Origin of the sequence: Pandoraea sp. PE-S2R-1, from assembly GCF_002179865.1 — a bacterium.
In the GTDB taxonomy this organism is placed as follows: Bacteria; Pseudomonadota; Gammaproteobacteria; order Burkholderiales; family Burkholderiaceae; genus Pandoraea.
This window is the reverse complement of the sequence record NZ_NGUR01000016.1, coordinates 102766-127327: the sequence shown is the minus strand read 5'-3', so window position 1 is coordinate 127327 and position 24562 is coordinate 102766. Positions and strand designations below refer to the sequence as shown.

Below are 24562 nucleotides of genomic sequence, written 5' to 3'. Positions count from 1 at the left end.
AAGCACAACGACAACCAACAACTTGCGCATAGGCTCTCCTCCACTCGTCAGGTGAGGTTTCACTATAGGAGGCCATTCTTTCGATGACAAAGACATCTTGACCATCGGCGCGGCGCGGGTGATAGTCGGTAAAAAACGGGCGAAACGATACGCGAATTGCGTCGATTTCGGCCCAATGCCCACACCCTCCAACGTTCTCGCGATGCGTCATCAGCACCCTGCCGTGGCGAGTGTGCGGCACCGATCCTCAAGCCTTGTGGAGCGTGGTGCGTGAGATTGCATATCCTGTCTGACCTGCATTTGTCTGTGGCCCCGCTGGCGACGCCCGACGTCGCCGCCGACGTCACCATTCTCGCCGGCGACATCAGCCGGCCGGCGCAAGCCATCGAGTGGGCGAAGCAACTTCCACGCCCCGTCATCTACGTTGCCGGTAACCACGAGTTCTATGGCGCGACGCTTGCGGGCACGCTCGCCGAATTGCGCAAACTCGCAGCAGGTACGAACGTTCATGTGCTGGAGCGCGGCAGCCTGACGATCGACGGCGTTCGCTTCATCGGCACGACGTTGTGGACCGACTTCGCGTTGTACGACGCCGAAGGCAAGCATGACGAAGTGATCGAGGAGTCCCGGAAATTCGTGCGCGACTTCACGCGCATTCGCGTGGGCGATCCGGCCGCGCCATGGTCCGACCTGCCGTTCTTCACGCCGGAAGACTGTGCCGCGTTGTGCCGCGAGAACGTGGCGTGGCTGTCGCGCGCGCTGGCCGACCCGCATGACGGCCCGACCGTCGTCATCTCCCATCACGCACCGACGCCGCAGAGTATTCATCCGCGCTTTGCCGGGTCACTCGTCAATCCGGCATTCATTTCGGATTTGACGTCATTTGTCGACCAGTCCGACGCCGCCTTGTGGGTGCACGGCCATACGCACGATTCGTTTGATTACCGCGTCGGGCACACGCGTGTGCTGTGTAATCCGCGTGGTTATTGCTTCGAAGGGCGCGTCGAAAACGCCGCGTTCGACCCCGCGTTGTGCGTCACTGTTTGACGCGCCGCAACATCGCGACGCAGCGATGACGTAACGCAGCGCAACACGACGCAGAAAACAAAAATCCCCGCCGAAGCGGGGATTTTCTTTTGCGGCCGGCGCAACCGTGCGGCCGGTCGGCTCGAAGGCGTCTGCGCGGGCTTACTTCGCCGCGCTCACCATGTAGTCGACGGCTGCCTTCACGTCGTCATCCGAAGCGTTGGCCGCGCCACCCTTCGGCGGCATGGCGTTCAGCCCCTTGAGCGCGGCGTTGTGCAGCGTGTCGATGCCGGTCGCGATGCGCGGCGCCCAGGCGGCCTTGTCGCCGAACTTCGGGGCATTCATGACGCCTGCGGCGTGGCACGCCATACACACGGTGTCGTACAGCTTCTTGCCCGCGTCGAGGTTACTGCCGGCGCTGGCGGCGGCCGGTGCGGCGGTCTTGAGCGATGCCATGGCGGCGGCAGCCGCCGCGGCCGAGCCGGCATCTGCTGCGGGTGCTGCGCCAGACGCCGGAGCGGCGGCCACGGCACCGGAGGCCGGTTGTGCCGGTTCCGCGGGTTCTTGCAGCTTGCCGCCCGAGGCGTTGGCCATATAGACGATGGCACGGCCGATTTCGTAATCGGTCACGTCGTCGGGGCTGGTACCGCCACGCGCGGGCATGGCGCCTTTGCCGGCCAGCGCGATCTTGAGCATTTCATCGTAGCCCTGCGCAATTCGCGGGGCCCAGTCTGCCGAGCCGACCTTCGGCGCGCCGGCGGTGCCTGCGGCGTGGCACGCGGCGCAAACGGCCTTATAGAGTTGCTCGCCCGTCTGATAGACGCGCGGTGCGTTGGCATCCTTGATTTCGACCTTGGCCACGGGCGCGATGCGCTCGGCGATGGCTTTTTCGGTCATGGCGGAACTGCCGGCGCCGGTCAGGGCATTGTTGCCCACGTAATTGACCAGCAAGACGATGATGACGATCGGAACTAGAAAACCTGCAATGACTGCCGCGATGAGCTGCTTGGGTGTTTTGATCAGGGACTCATGCTCGTTATGTGCTTCACTCATGCGGGATCTCTCAATAGTTTTTGTGGAAACCGAGTGCGTCGCACTGGGTGGCAGGCGCCATCCAGTCAAAATAACGAGCCATTGTAGCAACAAACACTCACGCGATGACACGTGATGGCCGTGCGCAGACGCCGCAAAAGTCCCGTGTTTTCCCTAACTTACGCGAAACCCAAAGCGGTGTTCCGCGTGGTTTGTGCGTGAAGTGGGATAGCGTTGCATGCACAGCAAAACCGCGCCTGACGCGTATCCCGTAGTGAATTGCCGCATTGTGAGGCGAGAGAATGCGCCAGGCATGGACGGCACGCGACAAAACCGCTATGCTTCTACGTCTTTGCCCGCCGGCCCGCGCGTTCGCGCATTTCTCACCGGTGGTCTGCACAGCGCCCGTAGCTCAGGGGATAGAGTATCGGCCTCCGAAGCCGAGGGTCACTGGTTCGATTCCAGTCGGGCGCACCAAATCAAAACACCACCAGCCGATCCACCAGTTGTGCGATCTTGGCGTTCGCGCCGGACCACGACTCCACGGTCGATGTTCTGCCGTCGAAGTACACGGTATTCATCACCGAGCCGTTCTGACTCAGCGTGAGCGTCGCGTACGCCAGATATTCGCTAGGCGTGCTGCCCCATAGCGAATTGCGCCACGCGCGCCGGACGGCGTAGTTCAGCACGACGCAGCCGGTCGGCCAAGTCCCCGGGCTGTAAATCGTGCTCACGATGCCGTAGGCGCGCAGTCGGCCCTGAATGGCCGGCAGCAAGTCCGACACCCCATCCGCCCCCAGTTCGATACACAGATTGCGCGACATCAGCTCCGGCGCGGCCGGCTGCGTCGGCGGCACGACCGACGGCAGCTGATCGGCCAGCACGACGCCTGTCGTCACCACGCTGGCCGCCACCTGCGCCGCCATCACCGGCACCGGCGTCGCGAACAGACACCCCCCCAACGACGCGCAGGCCGCCGCCGCCAGCGCCAGTACCCCGGCGAGCCGTTTCATCAGAAGGGTGCCACGCCAAGCAGCACGTGCTGGAGCCAGCCGCCATTTGCGCCGTCGGCGACCTGACCGTCCTCCACCCGCGCCACCTTCGCCTGACCGACCTTGCTCGACGCCACGACGTTACCCGGCTGGATGTCGAACTTGTTGACCACCCCCGTGAACCGGAAGGTGTCCATATTGCGGCCCTGCATCACCTGCTTCTCGCCCCCCACCACATAGGCGCCGTTCGGCAGGACTTCGACAATCGCCACGGCAATGGTGCCGGTCATCGCCGACGTCGAGCTCGTGGTGCCGTTGCCCTGGAACGAGCTTGCCGACGAGCCGATGTTGAACCAGCGCTCAAGCAGCGAATCGGCGCCGTTGTCTTTGGCGCTCTTGGCCGTGACGCTCGCGTTGCGCGTGACATTGCTCTGCGCCTTGTTGCTGCCGGTCGTGTTTTCCGCCACCTGAATCGTGAGCAAGTCGCCCACCCGGTGCGCTACTGGCGTTTCGAACCAGTTCGTGGCCGTGGTCGATTGATAGATCGACCCCGCCGTCTGCACGTTGGTCACCCGCGGCATCGGCATCACCGCCATCGGCGTGGAAGTGACGTTGGCGCTCGAGCACCCGCTCAGCAGCGCCACACCTGCCGTGGCGAGGGACGCCACCGTCATAACCAGACCCCGCGCCGCAGCGCGCTGAAGCATCGATAGTGTCGACATGGTGTGGCGCCCCCGCGCCGGTACCGGGCGTGGACCCGGTTGTCATCGAGAAGAATGAGCTGATGTGAGATGAGGCAATGGCACTTTGGCCAGCTTCGTAAGGAATAGTAAAAACAGGGAGTGCAGCCAGTGCGCACAAATAGTGGAAAATTTGTGGAGGCACGGCGCGTGTCACCGTGAAGCTGAGAAAATGGCGCGCCATCGACGCTTTCGCCACCTTGTCGCGATTTCGTCGCCATGTCGTCGCTATTTCGTCGCCACCTCGATCAACGAAGCCACCCGGTCAACCCACGCATGAACTCCGGCATCACGCGCAAGCTGTTCCTCGCGATCTTCGCGACCGGCCTGGTCACCATGGCGGCCACGGCGTTCGTCGTGCGCGCCGCGCTGAACGGGCATAGCTGGCTGGCCGGCGACAACCTGTTCTATCTGGCGTTGCTCGGCATTGCCGCACTGGGTGCCGTCGCGATTCGGGTCGCGCAACGGCTGCTCGTGCCCGTCACGCCGCTGCTCGAAGCCACGCACCGCATGGCCATGGGCGACTACAGCGTGCGTGCGCCCACCGTGGGCGCCGACGAACTCGCCCGGCTCGCGGCCGACCTGAACCGGCTGGCCGACACGCTTGCGCACAATGATCAGTTGCGCCGCGATCTGCTCGCCGACATTTCGCACGAGTTGCGCACGCCCCTTTCGGTGCTGCGCGGCGAAATCGAGGCCATGGAAGACGGCGTGCGCCCGCTCACGCAAGACGCACTGGCGTCGCTGCGCGTCGAAGTCTCGCTGCTGGCCAAGCTGATCGACGACCTCTACGAGCTCTCGCTCTCCGACATCGGCGCGCTCACTTACCAATTTGCACCGGTCGATATGACCGAACGCGTTGCAACGACCGTCACTGCCTTTCGCGACTGGTTCGAAGCAAAGGGCATCGCGCTCACCGTGCACATGCCCGACGACGTGCTCACCGTCGATGGCGACCTGCACCGCCTGACGCAGTTGCTCGGCAATCTGTTCGAGAATTCGCTGCGTTACACCGATGGCGGCGGCGCAGCGCGGGTGTATCTGTCGTCGAGCGGCGCGCAATTGCGGCTCGAAATCGAAGATTCCGCGCCCGGTGTTCCCGACGACGCACTGCCGCGTCTGTTCGAGCGCCTCTTCCGTGTGGAAGCCTCGCGCAGCCGGCGCAGCGGAGGCGCAGGACTGGGGCTGGCGCTGTGCAAACACATTGTCGAAGCGCACGGCGGTCAGATCGTCGCGCGCCATTCCCCATTGGGCGGACTCGCGCTTTCGATTACCCTGCCGTGCCACCGCAACAACTCGTGTCTCTCCGCGTTCAATGGCGCACTCGGCGGTGCGTTGGGTGGCGCCTTGGGCGGCACGTTCGGCACGCCTCTGTCCGGCACCGGCGATGAACCGGCACCCGGTGCCGCGTTCTCTACCAGCACACTGACAACCCTTTGTTGACACAGGCCGCAATGAACATCGCTTTGCAGACATTTGCCGACAAAGGCGCCCCGTTGCGCTCACCGACCGACGCCATGACGCTGCCCGACACCGCGCCGATTCTGATCGTCGAAGACGAGCCGAAGCTGGCGGCGTTACTCGCGGAATATCTGCGCGTCGCAGGCATGCCTTGCCGAATTCTCTCCGACGGGCGCGACGTGCTGCCGGCCGTGCGCGCGACGGAGCCGCGCCTGATCCTGCTCGACCTGATGTTGCCGGGCATGGACGGTCTGGAAGTGTGCCGCGCCGTTCGCGAAATCTCCGAAGTCCCAGTCGTCATGCTCACAGCGCGCGCCGCCGAAACCGACCGGTTGCTCGGCCTCGAGCTCGGCGCCGACGACTACATCTGCAAGCCGTTCAGCCCGCGCGAAGTCGTCGCCCGCGTCAAAGCCATCCTGCGCCGTGTGCGCGGCCCGGCGAGCGCCGCGGCAGCCATTGCGCACGAGGTCGTACCGCAACAACCGGCACTGATCATCGACGCCGTACGCCATCACGCGCGGCTCGATGGTCATGAATTACCGCTCACGCCCGTCGAACTCCGGTTGCTCGCCACACTGGCCAGTCACCCCGACAAAACGTTTCCGCGCGCGCATCTGCTCGATCGTATGTACGACGATCATCGTGTGGTCGCCGACCGCACCGTCGACAGTCACATCAAGAATCTGCGGCGCAAGTTGCAGGCGATTCGCCCGGACGAAGAGATCGTCCGTTCGATCTACGGCGTGGGCTACCGGCTGGAGTTGCGCACCGACCGGCCGGGGCGGCTCGCGGCGCGGCACGATGTCGCGGCTATCGACAACCCGCCCGGCGCAGTGCCAGAATAGGCGCACCCGCGCATCCACGGGTGTGCTGTCATTGAGGAGATTGACGATGCCCCGCCGCACCGCCACGCTGTCCCCGATGTCTGTCCCGCCGCTTCGCATTGCGCCATCCGCGAGCCTCACGCCGATCACGGCGCCCCGCACCGCCGCCGTCTCTCTTGTTCCGTTTGTCTCTTTCGTCTCGCGCTTCCGTCTCCGGCACGCGTCATCTCACACGCTGAGGCCCGGGCCGCTCTTGCGTGCGGGCGTCGCACTCGCCATGCTTGGCACCAGCGGCCTCGCACTCGCCCAGACCCCCGTGTGCTTCGATAGCGTGGGCCGCGCCTTGCCGGCCGAACAGTGTTCACAGGCCGCCCGCAATCAGGCCGCCGAACAGTCGGCCTCCGCCGCTCCGGTCTCGCCGACGCAACGCGAAGAATGCAAAGCCCTTGCCGACAAAATAGCCAACACGCCCGACAAGGCGGTCTACACCCGCGATCGCCCGGTGGTACAGCCCAACGGCAATCGCATCGACATTCCTACACGCACAAACCCACGCAAAGCGCTCAAGGAAGAATACATGCGCAAGTGCACGTAGGCAGACTCCTACAAGTTAGCGCGAGATCGGCGCAAGTTAGCAGAACTTATTGCGCGAATTTCTTGACAAAGCCGGTAGACGCCGCATAATCGACGTCATGTCGACGCCCTTCAGGCCACCGTTGCGACTTCGCAAACGCGCTCGCCCGACGCCTGTCCCGGTCTCCATCGGATACCGAAGCATCGACCTCATCATCCGCTTCACCGCCGTAGCGGGCCGCCCGCCCCGAATGTCCCGGGCGCTCGCCACGACATGACGTTTTATCCGAATCCATGCCGCGACACTGTCCAAGCGGCCCACGCTTCTGGAGGGAGAAAATGCAAAAACGTGATTTCCTGATGAAAACTTCTGTCGCCGTTGCCGCGGCCGCCTTTGCGCTTGCCGGTTGCACGACGACCACGCCGTCGCAAGCCGACAAGAGCGATAGCTCGCCGGGCGCCAATGCCAACAAGCGCCGCGAAATCGATGCCTCGGTGAACGGCGCACTCGACAAGATGTACGCCTCGGTGAAGGGCTCACGCGAACTGGTCAGCAAGGCCCGTGGCGTGCTGGTCTTCCCGTCCGTGCTGCAAGCCGGCTTCGTCGTGGGTGGCGAATATGGTGAAGGCGCGCTGCGCGTAGGCGGCAACACGCAGGGTTACTACAACACGGTGACGGCATCGTTCGGCCTGCAAATCGGCGCACAGTCGAAGGCCGTGATCTTCCTGTTCATGACGCAGGACGCCCTCGACAAATTCCAGCGCACCGACGGCTGGACGGCCGGTGCCGACGCTTCTGTCGCGGTGGTCAAGATCGGTGCCAACGGCGCGGTCGACCTGAACACGGCCACGTCGCCCGTGGAAGTGATCGTGATGACCAACGCCGGCCTGATGGCCAACCTGAACGTCGAAGGCACGAAGGTCACCAAGCTGAAGATCTGACGCTGAGCCTTCGGGCTCGCAGTGCTCCAAAGGAAAACGGCGCCACCCTTCGCGGGGTGGCGCCGTTGTTTCTGCATGCCGCTATTGCACGTCGCTGCTGCGCGACGATGCCGCTTACTCGTTACTGAAAGCTGCCGGACGCCACTTCAGCAAACGCTTTTCAAGCGAGGTCAGCAAATAATCCGCACCGAGCGCGACCGCTGCGAGCACGATCATCGCCGCGAACACACCGCTCGCGTTGAACGCGCCCTGCGCCGTCGAGATCAACAGGCCGATGCCTTGCTTCGACCCGAGGAACTCACCGACGACCGCACCGACGAGCGCGAAACCGAAGCTCACGTGCAGGCTGGCGAGAATCCACGACAACGCCGACGGAATCACCACCGCCATCGTGACCTGACGACGCGATGCGCCGAGAATCTGCGCATTGGCAATCATGTAGCGATCGGCTTCACGCACGCCCTGAAACGCATTGGCGAACACCACGAAGAACACCATCACCACCGCGAGCGCTACCTTCGAAGCCATGCCCAGACCGAACGCGATCACGAAGATCGAGCCCAGCACCACACGCGGAATCGAGTTGGCAATCTGGATGTAGAGGCTCAACACATCGGAGAGCAGCTTGTTACGTCCGAGCACGATGCCGCAGATCACACCGGCCACACCGCCGATGAGAAAGCCGAGCACCGTCTCTTCGAGCGTGACGAGCACCTGCGCCCACAGCGGTCCTTGCGACGTGCCATTTACGCACCAGTCGTAAATCTGCTCGACGATCAACGTCGGCTGCGAGAAGAAGAACGGATCGATCCAGCCGATACGCGCGGCCACTTCCCAGCCACCGAGACCAACCACCAGAATCGCGACGCGCAGAAAGATCACCAGCGCGCGGCGTTGCTTGATACGACGTTGCGCGGCGGCTTCCTCGCGCGCGAGATCGGCGTCGCCGAAACCTGCCAGCACGGCCTGTTCACTCATGTTCATGCCCTCCTCCTGACGGCATGGGCACGCGCGGCTGCGCGGCCCGTCAATTCACTTTCCATGACACTGTTCATCACCGGGCGATCCACTGAAGATGTTGGCCCGGTCACGACATCAACCGATCTTCACTTCTTCGCGCAGGTCAGCCCAGATCTCGCGCGAGATATCGATGAAGCGTTGTTCGTAACGAATCTCCGACATCACGCGCGGACGCGGCAGGTCGATCGTGTACACGTTCTTGAGCGTGGCCGGACGCGCCGTCAGCACGAACACCCGGTCGGCCAGCGCGATCGCTTCTTCCAGATCGTGCGTGACGAACACCACCGAGCCCGACGTCGACGACCACAGTTGCAGCAGCTCGTCCTGCATGAGCGTGCGCGTTTGCATGTCGAGCGCCGAGAACGGCTCGTCCATCAGCAGAATTTCGGGGCCGTTGATGAACGTCTGTGCGAGCGCCACGCGCTTGCGCATGCCGCCCGAGAGCTGGTGCGGATAGTGACCGCCAAACTTGTCGAGCCCCACGCGCTTGATCCACTGATCGGCCAGCGCGTACGCAGCGTCCTTCGACTGGCCGCGAAACAGCGGGCCGGCGGCCACGTTCTCGCGCACGCTGCGCCACGGAAACACCGCGTCGTTCTGGAACACGAAGCCGATGCGCGGATCGATGCCGTTCACGGTCTGGCCCATCACGCGCACCGAGCCGGCGGTCGGGCGCAGCAGCCCGGTAATCATCGACAGCGTGGTCGACTTGCCGCAGCCGGTCGGGCCAACGATGGCGACGAACTCGCCACGCGCCACCGACATGCTGAAGTTGCGCAGCGCGATAGTCGCTTTGCCGTCGGGCGAGATGAAACGGCACGACACGTTGTCGAACTCGATGGCCGGCGTGTCGCGCGAGACCGCGCTGGCCGCACGGGCCGGTGCCGGAGCGGCGGGGGTGTGAGTCTGGCTAATCGTCTGAGTCATGCTCAGCTCCTCTGGTACGTCGACGGGCTATCGGCGGCGTTGCGCCAATTCAAGGGGTGAGCGCGCCCGCACACCGGACGGGGGTCAGGTGCGGGCGGCTCGGATGCTGGTTCAGTTGACGCGGCGTCGTAGCGACCGCGCGCCGGTACTACCGGGTCAAGAGAGGCGAGTCGGGCGGATCAGTTACTTGGCCTGATCGACGAACTCATTGGTGTACGTCTTCGACAGATCGATGTGCTTGCCCTTGACGTTCGGATTGAACGCGGCGAGCACCTTCAGAACGGTCTCGGGACCACCGTTCGGCATGCGGCCGTCCGGCGAATACATCGGCAGCGAGTTTTGCAGAGCCTGCACGTACAGCGCCTTGTTGTTGCCGTAGTAGTCCTTCGGCATCTTGTCGGCGATCTCGGCGGCCGAGTGCGTGTTGATGAACTTGAGCGTCTTCACGAACGCACGCGCGAGCTTGGCGGCTTCCGGCTTGTGCTTGTCGAGCCACGCACGTTGCACGTAGAGGCTCGATGCCGGGTAAGCGCCGCCCAGTGCCGCGACGGTGCCTTCCATCGTGCGCATGTCGACCAGCACGGCGGCGTCGCCCGTCTTGAGCAACTGCGAGGCGGTCGGCTCGGTCGTCATGCCCGCGTCGATGCGGTTCTGCTTGATGGCGGCGATAAACGTGTTGTCAGCGCCCACCGGCAGCACCGAGTACTGCGACGACGGGATGCCGTGCTTGGCCGCGAGGTACTGCGTGAGGAAGTTGGTCGACGAGCCGAGACCGGTGACGCCGAGGGTCTTGCCCTTCACGTCGGCCATGCTCTTGATGGTGTCTTTGCTCTTCGTGTTGACGAGCTCGACCTCGCCCGGCACCTGACCGAAGATCACGATCGCCTGAATTTCCTTGCCCTTGCTCTGCAAGTCGATCGAGTGATCGTAGAAACCCACCACGGCCTGCACGGCACCGGCGAGCAATTCGTTCTCGGCGTCCACGCCGGCCGGCTGCGAGAGCAGTTCGACGTTCAGGCCTTCGTCCTTGAAGTAGCCGAGTTGCTCGGCAAGCTTGGCCGGCAGATAAACCATCTTCGTGATGCCGCCCACCATGATCGTGACCTTGCCGCTATCGGCGGCAAAGCCCGGCGCACTGGCAGCTGCCAATGCCACGCCGAACACGCTGGCGAGAACAGGTTTCACAAGGGCTTTCGGCAGGCGCAGGCCAAGGCTTGCTCGCATTGTGGTGTCTCCATTGTTTTAGGGATAATGGGCCGGACCCGCGCGGTGCGGTTTCGGCTGGCCTCGGGCAACGGTGTGACGGTGCATCGAGGTCAAGGCAGCGATCCTTTCATCTGCCTTCTGGCGGATTGTAGAAAAACGAAGCTTTCATCGAGCTTTCGTCCCATGCAGGTTTTCGCCGGCAACGGGTGGGTGTTTACCCGCTGTTGGCTTGCCCGTGCACAGCGGGCACACTCCGGGGCGCTCCCGCAGGCATTTCGCCTTAGCCGTCATGAAACTCTTGCTGATCGAAGACAACGACACCCTCGCCCACTGGCTCGCCCGCATGCTGCGCGACGACAACTTCACCGTCGACGCTGCACGCGACGGCGATGCGGCCGACCGCCTGTTGCAAACCGAAACCTACGACGTGGTGCTGCTCGACCTCATGCTCCCGAAGCTCGGCGGCAAACACGTGCTGCGCCGGCTGCGCGAGCGGCGCAACAACGTGCCGGTCATCATCCTGACCGCGAGCGGCTCGGTCGACGAAAAGGTCGATTGTCTTGGCGCGGGCGCCGACGACTATCTCGTCAAGCCCTTCGAAGTGCGCGAGCTGATTGCCCGGGTGAAGGCGCTGGCCCGACGCCACGCCCCCGAGCAAAGCGCCGACTTCGTGTGTGCCGATCTGGGCTATCACACGGGCACACGGCAGTTCACCATTGCGGGCACGCCGCTCGCACTGCCGTCGCGCGAACACGCCGTGCTCGAGATTCTGATGCGCAAGCAAGGCAAGACCGTCGCCAAGAGCGCGCTCGTCGATGGCGTCTTCGGTCTGGACGACGAGCCGAGCGCCGATGCTATCGAGATCTATATCCATCGTCTGCGCAAGAAGCTCGAAGCGAGCCGCGCGGCCATCATGACCCTGCGCGGACTCGGCTACCTGTTGCGCGAAAAAGATGCTTAGCCTGCGCGTCAGACTGCTGATGTGGCTGATGCTGCCGCTCTCGCTCTACATCGGCGCGAGCGCGTGGCTGGCCTATCGCAGCGCCCACGACACGGCCGAACTCGTGCAGGACCGCGCGCTGCTCACCTCGGCGCAGGTCATCGCCGGGCAAATCGCTTGGGTGGACGGTGCGCTGCGGGCGAGCGTGCCGCCGTCGGCGCTGGAGTTGTTCGCATCGCCGGCGCACGATCGCGTGTTCTATCAGGTCATCACCGAGCGCGGCCAGTTGCTTGCCGGACCGCCCGACTTTCCGCACCCGGCGCTGTTCCCGGCCACGGTGCCGGCCTATGCCAACGTGACTTACAACGGCGAGCCGCTGCGCGTGATCAGTTTCGTGCGCACGATGTACGACTCGGGCACGCCGCACCGCGTCGCGGTGGTGGTCGCCGAGACGATGTACGCGCACGACCGGATGCTCGCCGAGTTGTGGGAGCCCTCGCTGCACCGGCAGATCGCCATGGCCGCGCTCGCCGCCCTGCTGGTGCTGATCGGGCTGACGGTCGAGCTGCATCCGCTCATCCGGCTGAAAGACGAAGTGGCCGGACGCTCGCCGCAAGAGCTGGTGCCGATTCGCGCCGGTCAATTGCAGACCGAGCTGCGCCCGATCGTCGATGCCATTAATTTGTGCATCCAGCGGCTCTCCGCGCAGGCGCAGCAGCAACGGCGCTTCGTGGCCGACGCCGCACATCAGTTGCGCACGCCGCTCACCCTGCTCGACACCCAGTTGCAGTTCGCCGCCCAGCTCGACGACCGGGCCGCGCTGGCGGACGTGCTCACCGCCATGCAGACCAGCAGCCGGGGGCTGGCCGACCTGACCAACAAGCTGTTGTTGCTGTCGCAGGCGGAAGCCGCCGACACCCCGGCGTTCTCGCGCTCGCGGGTCGATCTCGTGGCGGTGGCGGCGGGCGTGCTTGAAGAGCTGGTCGCGCTGGCGCAGCGGCGCAACATTGATCTGGGATTCGAATCGGCCCATACCCACGTGTGGGTGGCCGGCAACGGCGGCCTCTTTCATGCGATGGTCATGAATCTTGTCGACAATGCGATCCGCTACATCCACGAGGGCGGACGCGTCACCGTGGCCATCGACAGCGCGGACCACGTCGCGCACCTGCGAGTGATCGACGACGGCCCCGGCATTCACGCCGAAGCGCGTCAGCGCGTGTTCGAGCGCTTCTACCGCAACGCGCCGCCGGGCCAGCCGGGCACCGGCCTGGGGCTCGCCATCGTCAAGGAAATCGTTGCCGCCAGTCACGGCACCGTCACGCTCTCGCCGGGCGAGGACGGGCGCGGCCTGATCGTGACCGTGTCGCTACCGCTCAGTTCGGAGGCCGAAAGCAACGCCCGATAGGGAACACGGCAAAGAGACCGGCACCGAAAGTGCACACGTAAACCCGGGCGGACGACTGAAAGAAAATAACATCCGTATGAAGTCGCGATAAAAATTAAGGCGTTACAATTGTTTAGATCGGAAATGTCGTTTGAAACATACGCTCGACTGGATGCGCTAGGACAAACCCTGATATATTTGGGGCCATCGTAGAATCCTCCTCAAGCAAGTGGAAACTTCTTGATCCAAATCAATTAGTTACACTTCGCTGTCAACCATGCGGGTGCCCGCCGCGTGTAATTGTGACGAAATGTAAAGTTTGTTAAATTGAATGTGGGTCTCGCCGCGTGGGTTGTGGCACGAGACTTTTTCTCTCAGGGATTTATCTCCATGCCGTATCTCGTCGATCCTGCCGCACAGGCTGCGAGACGTCGCGTGTCGCTTGACGATGCGTTGCACTCGCGTGCCGTGACGCCGGTATCGGACCTGCCCGCCGCAAGTGGCGTGGTGTTGCCGCACGAGGCGCCCGAGCCGGCCTTGCGCCCTGCGCGCGCCGCCGTGGCACGTCCGCTCGCACAGTCGGTAGCCCGAAAGATCGACGCCGCACGCGAAGCCGAGCGCACGCGTATCGCACAAGAGATGCACGACGGGCTGGGCGCCCAGCTCACGGCATTGCAACTGGTTGTGGCGCGCCTGTCGGCGCGAGCGCCGGCCGATGCCGCCGAATGGCAATCCCTCTGCACCCAGATTCAGAACGCCGCCAACGCGGCACAAGATGCCGCCGACGAACTCGTCGGCCGCCACCGTCCACCGGCGCTCGATGCGGGCCTCGTGCCGGCACTGCGCGTCTGGCTGCGCGGCTTTGGCGAGCAAAGCGGCCTCACGTGCATCTGGCGTTGCGACGACATCACGCGCGAGCGTGTGACAAACCTCACCCCCGATGCAATGCTCGCGCTGTACCGCATTGCGCAGGAAGCGCTGACTAACGTCGCCCGGCACGCACGCGCTACGCGTGTGGTCGTGGCGCTCGACAGCAGCCACCGTTCACTCAAACTTACGATTTCCGACGACGGTTGCGGCGTAGCCCGCGGCGCGCGTCGCAAGCACGGACATTTCGGACTGGTTGGTATGCGCGAGCGCTGTACGGCGCTCGGCGGCACGCTACGTATTGGCAGTGTTCAAGGATCGGGGACGCTCGTGAGCGCACGTCTTCCCTGGCACCAGATCCTGTCGGTCCCGACAGCGGCGCTCGCTGCCGGTCTCAAAGCCCCGGAATCGCTTGCCCTTCACGGATACGCATCATGACGCTTAGAGTGCTCATCGTCGACGACCACGCCATCGTGCGCCAGGGCGTCCGGCAGTTGCTCTCCGATAGCGGGAGCATCGCCGTTATCGGCGAAGCCGATTGCGGCGCGGAAGCGCTGGAGATGACAGAAGCCGCGCAGTGGGACATCGTCCTGCTCGATATTTCGCTACCCGACACGAACGGTCTAGAGATTCTCAAGACCCTGCGACGCAAACACCCGCGCCTGCCGGTGATGATCTTCAGCATGTACGGCGAAGGCCAGTTTGCCTTGCGCGCACTCAAAGCCGGTGCTGCCGGTTATTTGAGCAAACGATCGAACGCCCAGCAGTTGGTGTCGGCCGTGCGTCAGGTCGCGGCGGGACGCAAGTACGTGAGCCCGATGGTGGCCGAGACGCTGGCCGACTATCTCGGACCGGACGCCGACCAGCCGCCGCACGAACGTCTGTCCGATCGTGAATACCAGACGCTGTGCATGATCGGCTCGGGCAAGCGCCTGACCGACATCGCCAACGCACTCTCGCTCTCGGTGAAGACCGTGAGCGTGTACCGCACGCGCCTGCTCGAGAAGATGCGGCTGAACAACAACGCCGAGCTCACGTATTACGTGATGCAACACGGGCTGGTCAGTGCCGAGATGGGGCCGATGTGCGCCTGACCTTGCGTCTAACTTGCGTCTAAGTTAGTAAGCGCAAACCGTAACACCCCTATTGCCGCCCCTCGGGCGGCAATATTTTTTCATCCCTGCAAAAAATATTTTGCGCGCGGTGCCCGGTCTCGCGGCGCCCGGCAATGTCGACCTGAGCGCCACAGTGTGCAGCGCAGGCCGTTACCTCTCCGAGCCTTACCGGACTTGAATTGGCGGCACTTTGCCCCTTTCCTTGCCGGATCAATCGTGGAGGAATTTCGTAGACTGGCTTACTAGCGTTTTTCCGACATCGACGATGCCAGTCGATGGGGGGCGGCAGAGCATTTTGCAAAACCACCCTAAATTTTCCCAAAGGCCGTCCGATATCCCCTACAACGGCGGCTTTCGGCGAATGGCTGTAAGGCCAAAGTTACGGCACTTACGCCGGAGCCAAAAATTTTGGGAAAGGAGTGGCTAAATGTCATCTGTCATCAATACCAATATCTTCTCGCTGGTTGCTCAACGTAACCTGAATACGTCGCAATCGGGCCTGCAGACCTCGATCACCCGTCTGTCGTCGGGCATGCGCATCAACAGCGCTGCTGACGATGCCGCCGGCCTCGCGATCACGGACCGTATGTCGGCCCAGATCAACGGCACGCAGCAAGCTCAGCGCAACGCCAACGACGGTATCTCGCTGGTGCAAACCGCTGCGGGCGCCCTGTCGTCGATCACGGACAACCTGCAACGCATCCGTACGCTGGCCGTTCAGTCGACGAACTCGACGAACTCGGCTTCGGACCGCGCTGCACTGGACCAAGAAGTTCAACAGCGTCTGGCTGAAGTGAACCGCCTGGCAACGCAAACGTCGTTCAACGGCCTGAACGTGCTCGACGGCTCGATGGGCACGGCGAACTTCCAAGTCGGTGCCAACGCAGGCCAGACCATCTCGGTCAACCTGCAACAAAGCATGACCATCTCCAGCATCGGCTCGGTCGCACAAACGACCTCGGCCACGAACCCGCTGAGCTTCACCGTTGCTGCCATGACCGTCCAACTGGGCGCAGGCACGGCAGTGAACGTCAAGGCCGGTACGTACAACAGCTCGGCAGACCTGGCAACGGCCATCAACACGGCTGCACAAAGCGCCGGTTTCACGGGCAACGTCGCTTCGGTCAACTCGGCTGGCGAAATCGCGGTCACCAACACCGATCCGACGCAAACGCTGACGATTGCTGGCGCTGACGCCACCACGCTGGGTCTGGCTGTGGCCGCTGGCGCCGCCGGTACGACGAGCACGTCGACCGCCGTCGCTTCGACGTTCTCGCAAACGCTGGCTACCGGCGATCTGGTCCTGACCGTGAACGGTAAGGCAACCAACATCACCGGCAAGATGAACAGCGCCACCGACCTGGCCAACGCGATCAACTCGTCGAACAGCGGCGTGAACGCGTATGTCGACACCGCCGGCAAGATGCACCTGAGCTCGGGTTCGTCGTTCCAGATCAGCGGCGGTACGGCGGCAACGCTGACCAAGCTGGGCCTGCCGACGACTGCCACGACGTACGCTACGAGCGGTAGCCTGGCACAAGCCGACGTGAAGACGGTCAACAGCGCCACGCTGATGCTGTCGCAAATCGACTCGGCCATCGGCACCGTTGACACGCTGCAATCGACCCTGGGCGCAATTCAAAACCGCTTCCAGTCGACGATTTCGAGCCTGTCGACCACGACGCAAAACCTGACCTCGGCGCGTTCGGGCGTGCAAGACACCGACTACGCTGCTGAAACGGCTAACCTGACCAAGTCGCAGATTCTGCAACAAGCAGGCATCTCGATGCTGGCTCAGGCAAACCAACTGCCGCAACAAGTGCTGAAGCTTCTCCAGTAAGCGCCTGTTTGGCATGGTGTAACGCCCGGCGGCAACTCGGCCGGGCCGCCGGCGGCGCCACCTTCACGGGGGGCGTCGCCGCAAGCATTACAAAGGCTGTAATTTTTTGCGCCGGCGTTTTGCGCGTTGAGCAACTAATTTAAAGAGTGAGCAATTTATGGCGACTACCGGCAGTTCTACAACGGGCTCTATTTCGTCACCGGGCATTGGCTCCGGGCTGGACGTCAACGCGCTCGTCACCAGTCTGATGCAGCCGGCCACGCAAAAGCTCAACTTGCTCAAGTCGCAAGAGGCCAGCTACCAGACCAAGGTATCGGCACTCGGCAGCCTGCAATCGGCACTTAGTTCGTTCCAAACGTCGCTGTCGGCGCTGTCCTCGGCATCGTCGTTCTTGCAAATGACGGCTACGCCGGGCGACGCGACGTTCCTGACTGCGTCGGCAGATACCACGGCGAAAGCGGGCAGCTACACGATCAACACGACCCAATTGGCGCAAGCGCAGAGCTTGACGACGTCGGGCGTGTCGGACCCCGCCGCCTCGATCGGCAGCGGCACGTCCACCAAGCTGACCTTCAGCTTCGGCACGATTTCGGGCGGCACGCTCACCAACGGCACGTACGCCGGCGCCAGCTTCTCGCCGAACGCGCAGCAAGCGCCGTTTAGCGTCACGATCACCAACACGAACAACTCGCTGCAAGGCATTCGCGACGCCATCAACGCCGCCAACGGCGGTGTGACGGCCACGATCGTGAACGACGGCAGCGCCACGCCGAACCGGTTGGTGCTGACTTCGACGCAGACCGGTCAGACGATGAGCATGAAAGTCGACGTCGCAGCAGGCGGCGACAGCACGCTCACGAACATGCTGGCGTACGACCCGACCGGCACGCAGAACCTGACGCAGACCGCAGCAGGCCAGAACGCCAACCTGACCATCAATGGTCTGGCGGTGTCGAGCCCGACCAATACCGTGAAGAGCGCCGTACAGGGTCTGTCGATGACGCTGCTCAAGACCGGCTCGACCACGGTCAGCGTGAGCAACAACAGCGATGGCGTCAGCAAGTCGGTCAACGATTTCGTCACGGCGTACAACACGCTGCAATCGGCCATCGGCAAGCTGACGTATTTCGACAAGTCGAGCGCCACGCCGGGCAGCACCTCGAACAACAACGGTCCGCTGATCGGCGATACGACCACGCAGATGATCACCACGCAGATCCAGCAGATCCTGAACGGCAAGCTGCCGGGGGTCTCGGGGTCGGTGCTGACATCGCTGGCCGATATCGGCGTGACGTTCCAGGCTGGCGACGGCACCGGCAGCGCCACCGATACCTCGGGTCAGCTCGCGGTCGACTCGACCAAGCTGCAAAAGGCCATCGCTTCGGGCGGGTTCGCTCAGCTTGCCTCGCTGCTGGCGACCAACGGCACGACCACCGACAGCCTGATCAGCTACCAAGGCTCGACCAGCAATACGCAGCCGGGTCAGTACGACGTGGTGATTACGCGCCTGGCGACCCAGGGCACGCTCACGTCGAACGCCACGCTGGGCGCGAACACCATCATCGACGGCACCAACAACACGTTGACGGTGCAGGTCGACGGTAAGAGCACGTCGATCACCATCCCGAACGGCATCTACACGCCGGATAAGATGGCATCGGCGTTGCAAGCGGCCATCAACGGGAACTCGCAGTTCGTCACCAATGGCTCGTCGGTGACCGTCAAGCAAACCAACGGCGTTCTCTCGATTACGTCGAACCGTTATGGCTCCGCCTCGAACGTGCGCGTCACGTCGGGCAATGCCATGACCGCGCTGTTCGGCACGGGCGTGTCGCCCAGCGTCGACGGCGTGGACGTCGGCGGCTCGATCGGCGGCGTGATCGCCACGGGCAGCGGTCAGTTTTTGACCGGCGCGGCCGGGTCGCAGACCGATGGCCTCAAGATTCAGGTCACCGGCACCAATCTCGGCAATCGCGGCACGATCAACTTCTCGCAAGGCTATGCGTCGCTGCTGTCGAATCAGGTCAGCAACTTCCTGAGCGCGAAGGGTGCGATCAGCACGGCCCAGTCGAACCTGAACGCCAGCATCAAGCAGGTGCAGCAACAGGAAAGCGACTGGCAGGACCAGATGACGCAGATGCAGAACCGCTATCTCGCCCAGTTCACGGCACTGGATGCGACGATGGCCAAGCTGCAAAACACCAGCGACTACCTCAAGCAGGTGCTCGGTGGTTCGTCCTCTTCGTCGTCCTCGAAGTAAGCGCACGGTACGCGCAATCACGTCCGCGCTCCGGAGAAAGTCATGTACGGTCAAAACGCCGCCAACGCGTATCGCAAGGTCGGACTCGAGACGGGCGTCATTGCCGCGAGTCCGCACCAGCTCATCATGATGCTGTTCGATGGTGCCAAAGCGGCCCTCACCAAAGCACGCGTGCATTTTGAAGACGGCCGCATCCCCGAGCGGGGACAGGCGCTCTCGAAGGCCATCGGTATCATCGGCGGTCTTCGCGACGGTCTGGATATGGAAGTCGGCGGGGAACTGTCGCGTAACCTTGGCGATCTGTACGACTACATGGGGCGGCGTCTGCTGGAGGCAAATCTCGAGAACGACGTCGCCAAGGTACGAGAAGTCGACACCCTGCTCGACACGATTGCATCGGCCTGGCGAGAAATCGCGCCGGCCGCCGGCACGGGTGCCCCCGCCGCACAGGCGGGCACCGGAGTGCGCTATGAATGAAGCCACAACCTTGTTGAACTGCTACGAAAGCATTGCCGGCCTCACCGAGCGCATGCTCGGCGTTGCCCGTGAAGGCGACTGGGATGCCCTGATCGATCTCGAGACGCAGTATCGCGCCCAGGTCGACGCGATCAAGCAGCTCGACGCCGCGCTGCCGCTCAGCGAAGATGAGCGTGCGCGCAAGCATGCGATCATTCGCCGGATTCTCGCGGACGATGCCGCCATTCGCGACCTTGCGGTGCCGCGTCTTGCGCATCTCGACGCCATGATCAACAGCACGCGCCGTCAACGTGCCCTGCACGAAGTCTACGGCTTGAATCTGGGCGCCTGAGGCCCGCGCAGCAGCGCGGTGTCTTTCGCCTGTCATCTCGTAACACGCAACACGAAATACGGAGTACGGCATGGCCGGTCTCGACTCGGTAGTCGCCGCCACCCTCGCGCGGCGGCTCGATTCGCTGCTCGGCTTCGGGCAGGGCGTCTCGTCGTCGGCAGCGCCCGGCGCCGTCGCCGGTGCCCCGCCGGCCGGCGACGCGACATCCGCACCGGCGAACCTCACCACCCAAACCTCTCAAGGTGCCACCGGCATCGGCAATGCGCCTGCGCAAACCGCAGGGCGCGTGCCCACGCCCGTGCAGCAAGCCACGCTCTCGGCGGCGGCACGCACGATCGACACCATTCTGCGACTCGCCCCTGAGTCACCCGGCCCGGTACAGGCCGGCACCCCTGTCTGGCCGGCGGCCCCCGGTACGGGCGCACCGGCGCTGGCACCGTTGGTCGCCGCAGCGCTCAAGGAAGCGCTGTCGGCAAGCGGCCTCTTTTACGAATCGCATCTTTCGCAGTGGGCCTCGGGCAGCCGCTCGTTCGAACAGTTGCAGGCCGAGCCGCAGTTGCGCTGGCCCGCGTCGGCCAACCTCGCGGCGCAATTGCGCGCTGCGGGCGCCGACGCGACGCTGCCGGGCCCCGGTCCCCTCACGCGTTTGCTCGGTCCGGCGGGCGGTGAGGCAGCCCTCGCCACCGGATGGCCGGCGTTGGGCGTCGGTTCATTGCCGTCCTTACCCTCGGCATCGACGGCAGCGGCGGCGCCTGCGCAACCGGGCGTGGCCAATCAGGCGGATGGCGGTGACGGTGGTTTGCATACCAGTGCCAATTTGCCGAACACGGCGACCGCGCTGGCCCATGCGGCCAGCGTGGCGCACACGACGAGCAGCGTGTTGCCGACCGGCCGGGAAGCGGACGCACTCCTCGTGGGAGGCACCGATCCGTCAACGGCGAATGCCCAGCCGCACGGCGCCGCGGGCGCGATTGCGGCGGTAGCGAATACACCGGCCGAAAGCGTGACGCTCGTGCGCCAGCAGCTCGACATGCTGGTCAATCCGCAATTTCAGTGGAACGGCATGGCATGGCCGGGCGCGCCGATGGAATGGCAGGTCGAAGAGCGTGCCGCTCAACAAGCCCCGGGAGACGCCCCCGCGCCGTCGACGTGGCACACGCATCTACGTCTGACGCTGCCGTCGCTGGGTACGGTCGATGTCACGCTTGGACTGTCGGGGCAGCAATTGCAGGCGCGGGTACTCGCCGATTCGTCAGACTCGGCCACGACGTTGGCAGGTGAAGGCGAAGATCTGCGGCAGCGGCTGGCCGCCGTCGGACTCATCGCCAGTCAGTTGTCGTTCGGCGCGCTGGAAGCGCAAGCCGCGACACAGGCAGCGGGTGTGAGCACGGCGGGGAATGCCGCCGATGTCAGCGGTAATGCGGATCAGAGCGCTGCCGAACTGCCGGTGCCGATCGCATCGGCCGGGGACGCCACCACGAGCGGAGGCACAGCATGACGTTGCCACCGGAACGCCGCACCGCCGTCGCCCTCGCTTATGGCGCGAAGGACACCGCACCACGTGTGGTGGCCAAGGGCTACGGTCTGCTTGCGGAGACCATCGTGCGCACGGCGCGCGAGCATGGTCTGTACGTGCATGAATCGCCGGAGCTGGTCAGTCTGCTCATGCAGGTCGATCTCGATCAGCGCATCCCCGCGCAGTTGTATCAGGCCGTGGCGGAATTGCTCGCGTGGCTCTACAAACTGGAAGCGGGCCGGGGCGGCAAGCCGCCGCAGTTGCCGCCGGGCATCTTGGGGCCGCAAGCCGATGCAGCGGCGTCCACACCCCCTGCATCGCAGACGGCGACGGGCAACGACGCCTGAGTCGCATGGCACGGTGCGCGTTGCCTGTCGGCGTGCACCGTGAACCTTCCGAATTTTTCCCTTCGCGTGTTCAAGACGATCACTCGTCAAGTGAGCGTTCATGCGGCTTTGCGCCGTGCCGTCACTGATTGAGAGCGCCGCCCCACGGGCACGGCCTGCCTCGCGTCACTAGCATGTCCTTCGAGTGTTTTGTCTTAGCGGCCAAGATGCTCGCCCTTTTCGACATGACCGACATGACTCGCTGACAAGGCACGCCCCATGCAAATCACACACAACCCTTTCAATCCCGGTGCAGGCACCCCGCCGCCGACGCTTTCCGGGCGCGACGACGTACGCGAAAACCTGCACAACTGCATTGCACGCCTGCTGCTGGGACGTCATGCCAACGGTCAGTTGCTGATCGGCCTGCGCGGCGTCGGCAAGACCGTGCTACTTGAGCGTCTGGTGCATGACGCCGAACAACAAGGCGCCATCACGGTGCACCTTGAAGCCCCCGAATTCCGATCGCTGCCCGCATCGCTGGCGAAAGCCCTTCGACTGGCGTTGTTGCGGATGAACCGTATCCAGTCGGCAAAAGATGCCGTGATTCGCGGGCTGCGTGCGCTGGCCGGTTTCGTTTCCGGACTCAAGTTGATCTATCACGACATCGAAGTGGGGTTGGACTACTCCCCCGAACCCGGTTTGGCGGATAGCGGCGATCTGGAAACGGACTTACGCGCTTTGCTTGTCGAGGCAGGCCACGCCGCCCGTTCGGCGAAGACGGTGCTCGCCATCTTTATCGATGAACTGCAATGCATGCCGAAGCGGGAAATGGCGGCGATGCTTTACGCATTGCATCGATGTGCGCAGTTGCAATTGCCGGTGATTTTGATTGGGGCAGGCTTGCCGCAATTGCGCAGGCAAATCGGTGATGCCAAATCCTATGCAGAGCGCATGTTCGAATGCACGACTATCGGACCACTCTCCGACGTGGATGCTCGTAAAGCGATCACCACACCGGCGGCGCAGGAGGGTGTCACCCTCACGCCCGATGCGCTCGACGCCATTGTCGAGCATGCCGGCGCTTATCCATATTTCCTGCAACAGTGGGGAAGGCATGCCTGGAGCGCTGCGTCAGCAAGTCCGATTACGGTGGACGATGTTCGCAATGCGGCGCCGGCCACCATTGACGCGTTGGATAACAACTTCTTCCTTTTCCGCTTTGACCGTCTGACCTTGCCGGAAAGGCGCTATCTGCGCGCGATGGCCGAGCTTGGCGCAGGCCCACACTATTCAGACGTGGTCGCCGCCGAGATGGGCAAGCCTGTCGAGACCCTCGAACCCGTGCGTAACGATCTCATCAGCAAAGGCATGCTCTACAGCGCCCCCCAAGGCGACGCGGCCTTCACGGTGCCCCGTTTCCATGAATTCCTGAAACGGGTCATGCCGGATTTGCGGCTATGTGCAGCCGCCGAATAGCCACGGCATATACCTGCCCCGATTCGTTACTTATCAACGCCCCGAACCCGATGCTCCAGACTCATTCACCATTTATCTGCCGTGCCGCCGTGCGGGCACGCCCACCTCACATGCCGTCAGCGCCCATAACGACGATCTCACACGCTGCGTTTCTCGAGCACATCGCGCGAACCGATGGCGGCATCTTTGCCGCATGGAACGGCAACGTCTGGCGGATCGAAGTGATCGACGGGATGGCGTTGAAATTGCTGGCGCGACCGGACACCGGTCTCGCGGCAACCTTCAACTGTCTGAACGATGCGGCCGACCACCTTCTGGCGCTTGGCGTTGCCGAATATTCCGTGGTTATCGACGAAGGCGCCCGCGAGCCGCACGACTACGCGGACTGGCTCCGCGCGGCAGCCATTCAGGCACTACGCGAAGCGAACGACCCGACAACGGCATGGGTATCTCATGAAGCGTCAAACGATGCTGCTGATCGTCTGATTTCGGAACTGATGGCGAAAATAGCGGCGAGGGATGACGAGCAATGATTCCCATCTTCTGGACGCGTCGCGCCATCAGAGAAAGGCTCGACGCATTGCACTATCTGCTTTTGCGCAACGCCCGGGCGGCCCAGAGTCAATCAAAGGAGATTTCCAAACAGGTTTCCGTGCTTCACCGATTTCCGGCCATCGGCCGCCCCGGTGAAGCCCCGGGAACACGCGAGCTGGTCATTCGCCGTACGCCGTTTCACACCGTCTATCAATATCGGTCTGACCTCCCGCGCGTTGAGATCGCCCGCCTATTGCACAACGCCCGCCACGGACGTTGACCCTCGTCGCCCAACAAAAAAGCCCCGTCATCGACGGGGCTTTTCATAAGGTCCGCGCTAGCGCGACCGGCCGGATAACCACCCGGCACGCAAACTTACGCACGCTACCTCACACCTGCATGTTCATCACGGTTGTGTAGGCCGAAACGAGTTTGTTGCGCACTTGCAGGCTCATCTGGAAACCGATGTTGGCTTTTTGCAGGTCGACCATCACGTCGTTCAGCCCCACGCCCGGCTCGCCCATCTCAAATGCCTTGGCCTGCGTCTCCGCGCCGGTCTGCGATGCCGACACGCGCTTGAGCGACGCTTCCAGCTCCGAGGCAAAACCACCCGTCGCCGACGCGGCACCCGCGCCAGCATTGGACGTGCCCAGCACCGAGCCCGCCGCTTGCGACGCTACGCTGCCCAGCTTCTGCAATACCGATTCGATCCCCGGAATGGCCATGATTTTTTGTCCTTAACAGGCG

The 24562-nt window shown here is 63.5% G+C and carries 25 protein-coding genes and 1 tRNA gene; 19 read left to right on the top strand and 7 right to left on the bottom strand.

Annotated features, from left to right (window positions below; genetic code table 11):
- Window positions 1–270 precede the first annotated feature (270 nt).
- Window positions 271–1047, top strand: coding sequence for a metallophosphoesterase (locus CDV44_RS23315; RefSeq protein ID WP_087690980.1), 777 nt, complete (start codon window positions 271–273; stop codon window positions 1045–1047).
- 141 nt (window positions 1048–1188) lie between these two features.
- On the opposite strand, the gene CDV44_RS23310 is transcribed toward CDV44_RS23315, so the two are convergent.
- Window positions 1189–2079 carry a cytochrome c5 family protein gene (locus CDV44_RS23310; protein ID WP_087690979.1) on the bottom strand — a complete coding sequence of 297 codons (891 nt, stop codon included), beginning with the start codon at window positions 2077–2079 and terminating at the stop codon, window positions 1189–1191.
- Window positions 2080–2459: 380 nt separating this feature from the next.
- Here CDV44_RS23310 and CDV44_RS23305 point away from each other — a divergent pair.
- Window positions 2460–2535: transfer RNA gene (locus CDV44_RS23305), tRNA-Arg, on the top strand.
- A 2-nt stretch (window positions 2536–2537) separates the two neighbouring features.
- On the opposite strand, the gene CDV44_RS23300 is transcribed toward CDV44_RS23305, so the two are convergent.
- Together CDV44_RS23300 and CDV44_RS23295 are read right to left on the bottom strand one after the other, a co-directional pair.
- A complete protein-coding gene (locus CDV44_RS23300; RefSeq protein WP_087690977.1) occupies window positions 2538–3071 on the bottom strand; it encodes a hypothetical protein in 534 nt (177 codons plus the stop codon).
- Complete coding sequence (locus CDV44_RS23295) at window positions 3071–3772, bottom strand: flagellar basal body L-ring protein FlgH (RefSeq protein ID WP_087690975.1); 702 nt, start codon at window positions 3770–3772, stop codon at window positions 3071–3073. Before CDV44_RS23295 ends, CDV44_RS23300 begins: the two co-directional genes overlap by 1 nt.
- A gap of 294 nt (window positions 3773–4066) precedes the next feature.
- On the opposite strand from CDV44_RS23295, the gene CDV44_RS23290 reads away from it, so the two are divergent.
- The 4 genes from CDV44_RS23290 (at window position 4067) to CDV44_RS23275 (ending at window position 7590) form a co-directional block, all read left to right on the top strand.
- Window positions 4067–5233 (top strand): ATP-binding protein, encoded by a 1167-nt coding sequence (locus tag CDV44_RS23290; RefSeq protein ID WP_249277680.1) that lies wholly within the window; start codon window positions 4067–4069, stop codon window positions 5231–5233.
- Between the two features lie 74 nt (window positions 5234–5307).
- The gene (locus CDV44_RS23285) at window positions 5308–6096 is read left to right on the top strand and encodes a response regulator (protein ID WP_087691195.1); all 789 of its coding nucleotides are present in this window, start codon (window positions 5308–5310) and stop codon (window positions 6094–6096) included.
- A gap of 46 nt (window positions 6097–6142) precedes the next feature.
- Entirely contained in the window at window positions 6143–6670 is a 528-nt protein-coding gene (locus CDV44_RS23280) for a hypothetical protein (RefSeq protein WP_087690971.1), read from the top strand.
- Window positions 6671–6987: 317 nt separating this feature from the next.
- Window positions 6988–7590: a YSC84-related protein gene (locus tag CDV44_RS23275; protein WP_087690969.1), complete on the top strand. Its 603-nt coding sequence runs from the start codon at window positions 6988–6990 to the stop codon at window positions 7588–7590.
- Between the two features lie 114 nt (window positions 7591–7704).
- Here the strand turns inward: CDV44_RS23275 and CDV44_RS23270 are convergent, their stop codons facing one another.
- The 3 genes from CDV44_RS23270 to CDV44_RS23260 form a co-directional block, all read right to left on the bottom strand.
- Window positions 7705–8574 carry an ABC transporter permease gene (locus CDV44_RS23270; RefSeq protein WP_170936083.1) on the bottom strand — a complete coding sequence of 290 codons (870 nt, stop codon included), beginning with the start codon at window positions 8572–8574 and terminating at the stop codon, window positions 7705–7707.
- A gap of 111 nt (window positions 8575–8685) precedes the next feature.
- Window positions 8686–9537: an ABC transporter ATP-binding protein gene (locus tag CDV44_RS23265; protein WP_249277679.1), complete on the bottom strand. Its 852-nt coding sequence runs from the start codon at window positions 9535–9537 to the stop codon at window positions 8686–8688.
- A gap of 183 nt (window positions 9538–9720) precedes the next feature.
- On the bottom strand, window positions 9721–10761 hold the full coding sequence (locus CDV44_RS23260; RefSeq protein ID WP_087690967.1) for an ABC transporter substrate-binding protein: 1041 nt from the start codon (window positions 10759–10761) through the stop codon (window positions 9721–9723).
- Between the two features lie 271 nt (window positions 10762–11032).
- Between CDV44_RS23260 and CDV44_RS23255 the strand changes: the two genes are divergently transcribed.
- The 13 genes from CDV44_RS23255 (at window position 11033) to CDV44_RS23195 (ending at window position 24095) form a co-directional block, all read left to right on the top strand.
- Complete coding sequence (locus CDV44_RS23255; protein WP_058376527.1) at window positions 11033–11704, top strand: response regulator transcription factor; 672 nt, start codon at window positions 11033–11035, stop codon at window positions 11702–11704.
- Entirely contained in the window at window positions 11697–13091 is a 1395-nt protein-coding gene (locus CDV44_RS23250) for a sensor histidine kinase (RefSeq protein WP_249277678.1), read from the top strand. The genes CDV44_RS23255 and CDV44_RS23250 overlap by 8 nt, the downstream gene beginning before the upstream one ends.
- 369 nt (window positions 13092–13460) lie before the next feature.
- Window positions 13461–14375: a sensor histidine kinase gene (locus CDV44_RS23245; RefSeq protein ID WP_087690965.1), complete on the top strand. Its 915-nt coding sequence runs from the start codon at window positions 13461–13463 to the stop codon at window positions 14373–14375.
- Complete coding sequence (locus CDV44_RS23240) at window positions 14372–15031, top strand: response regulator transcription factor (RefSeq protein WP_058376530.1); 660 nt, start codon at window positions 14372–14374, stop codon at window positions 15029–15031. Before CDV44_RS23245 ends, CDV44_RS23240 begins: the two co-directional genes overlap by 4 nt.
- Before the next feature lie 448 nt (window positions 15032–15479).
- On the top strand, window positions 15480–16892 hold the full coding sequence (locus tag CDV44_RS23235) for a flagellin (RefSeq protein ID WP_087690963.1): 1413 nt from the start codon (window positions 15480–15482) through the stop codon (window positions 16890–16892).
- A gap of 157 nt (window positions 16893–17049) precedes the next feature.
- The gene (gene fliD / locus CDV44_RS23230; RefSeq protein ID WP_087690961.1) at window positions 17050–19152 is read left to right on the top strand and encodes a flagellar filament capping protein FliD; all 2103 of its coding nucleotides are present in this window, start codon (window positions 17050–17052) and stop codon (window positions 19150–19152) included.
- A 42-nt stretch (window positions 19153–19194) separates the two neighbouring features.
- Complete coding sequence (fliS, locus tag CDV44_RS23225; RefSeq protein WP_058376533.1) at window positions 19195–19629, top strand: flagellar export chaperone FliS; 435 nt, start codon at window positions 19195–19197, stop codon at window positions 19627–19629.
- Window positions 19622–19960 (top strand): flagellar protein FliT, encoded by a 339-nt coding sequence (locus CDV44_RS23220; RefSeq protein ID WP_058376534.1) that lies wholly within the window; start codon window positions 19622–19624, stop codon window positions 19958–19960. The genes fliS and CDV44_RS23220 overlap by 8 nt, the downstream gene beginning before the upstream one ends.
- Window positions 19961–20030: 70 nt before the next feature.
- Window positions 20031–21458, top strand: a complete 1428-nt coding sequence (locus CDV44_RS23215) for a flagellar hook-length control protein FliK (protein ID WP_087690959.1) — start codon at window positions 20031–20033, stop codon at window positions 21456–21458.
- Window positions 21455–21823 carry an EscU/YscU/HrcU family type III secretion system export apparatus switch protein gene (locus tag CDV44_RS23210; RefSeq protein ID WP_087690956.1) on the top strand — a complete coding sequence of 123 codons (369 nt, stop codon included), beginning with the start codon at window positions 21455–21457 and terminating at the stop codon, window positions 21821–21823. Before CDV44_RS23215 ends, CDV44_RS23210 begins: the two co-directional genes overlap by 4 nt.
- Window positions 21824–22081: 258 nt before the next feature.
- Window positions 22082–23281, top strand: coding sequence for an ATP-binding protein (locus tag CDV44_RS23205; protein ID WP_087690954.1), 1200 nt, complete (start codon window positions 22082–22084; stop codon window positions 23279–23281).
- On the top strand, window positions 23263–23814 hold the full coding sequence (locus CDV44_RS23200; protein ID WP_141118793.1) for a hypothetical protein: 552 nt from the start codon (window positions 23263–23265) through the stop codon (window positions 23812–23814). The genes CDV44_RS23205 and CDV44_RS23200 overlap by 19 nt, the downstream gene beginning before the upstream one ends.
- Window positions 23811–24095: a type II toxin-antitoxin system RelE/ParE family toxin gene (locus tag CDV44_RS23195; protein WP_087690943.1), complete on the top strand. Its 285-nt coding sequence runs from the start codon at window positions 23811–23813 to the stop codon at window positions 24093–24095. Before CDV44_RS23200 ends, CDV44_RS23195 begins: the two co-directional genes overlap by 4 nt.
- Window positions 24096–24204: 109 nt before the next feature.
- Here the strand turns inward: CDV44_RS23195 and fliE are convergent, their stop codons facing one another.
- Complete coding sequence (gene fliE / locus CDV44_RS23190) at window positions 24205–24540, bottom strand: flagellar hook-basal body complex protein FliE (protein WP_058376538.1); 336 nt, start codon at window positions 24538–24540, stop codon at window positions 24205–24207.
- Window positions 24541–24562: the final 22 nt, after the last annotated feature.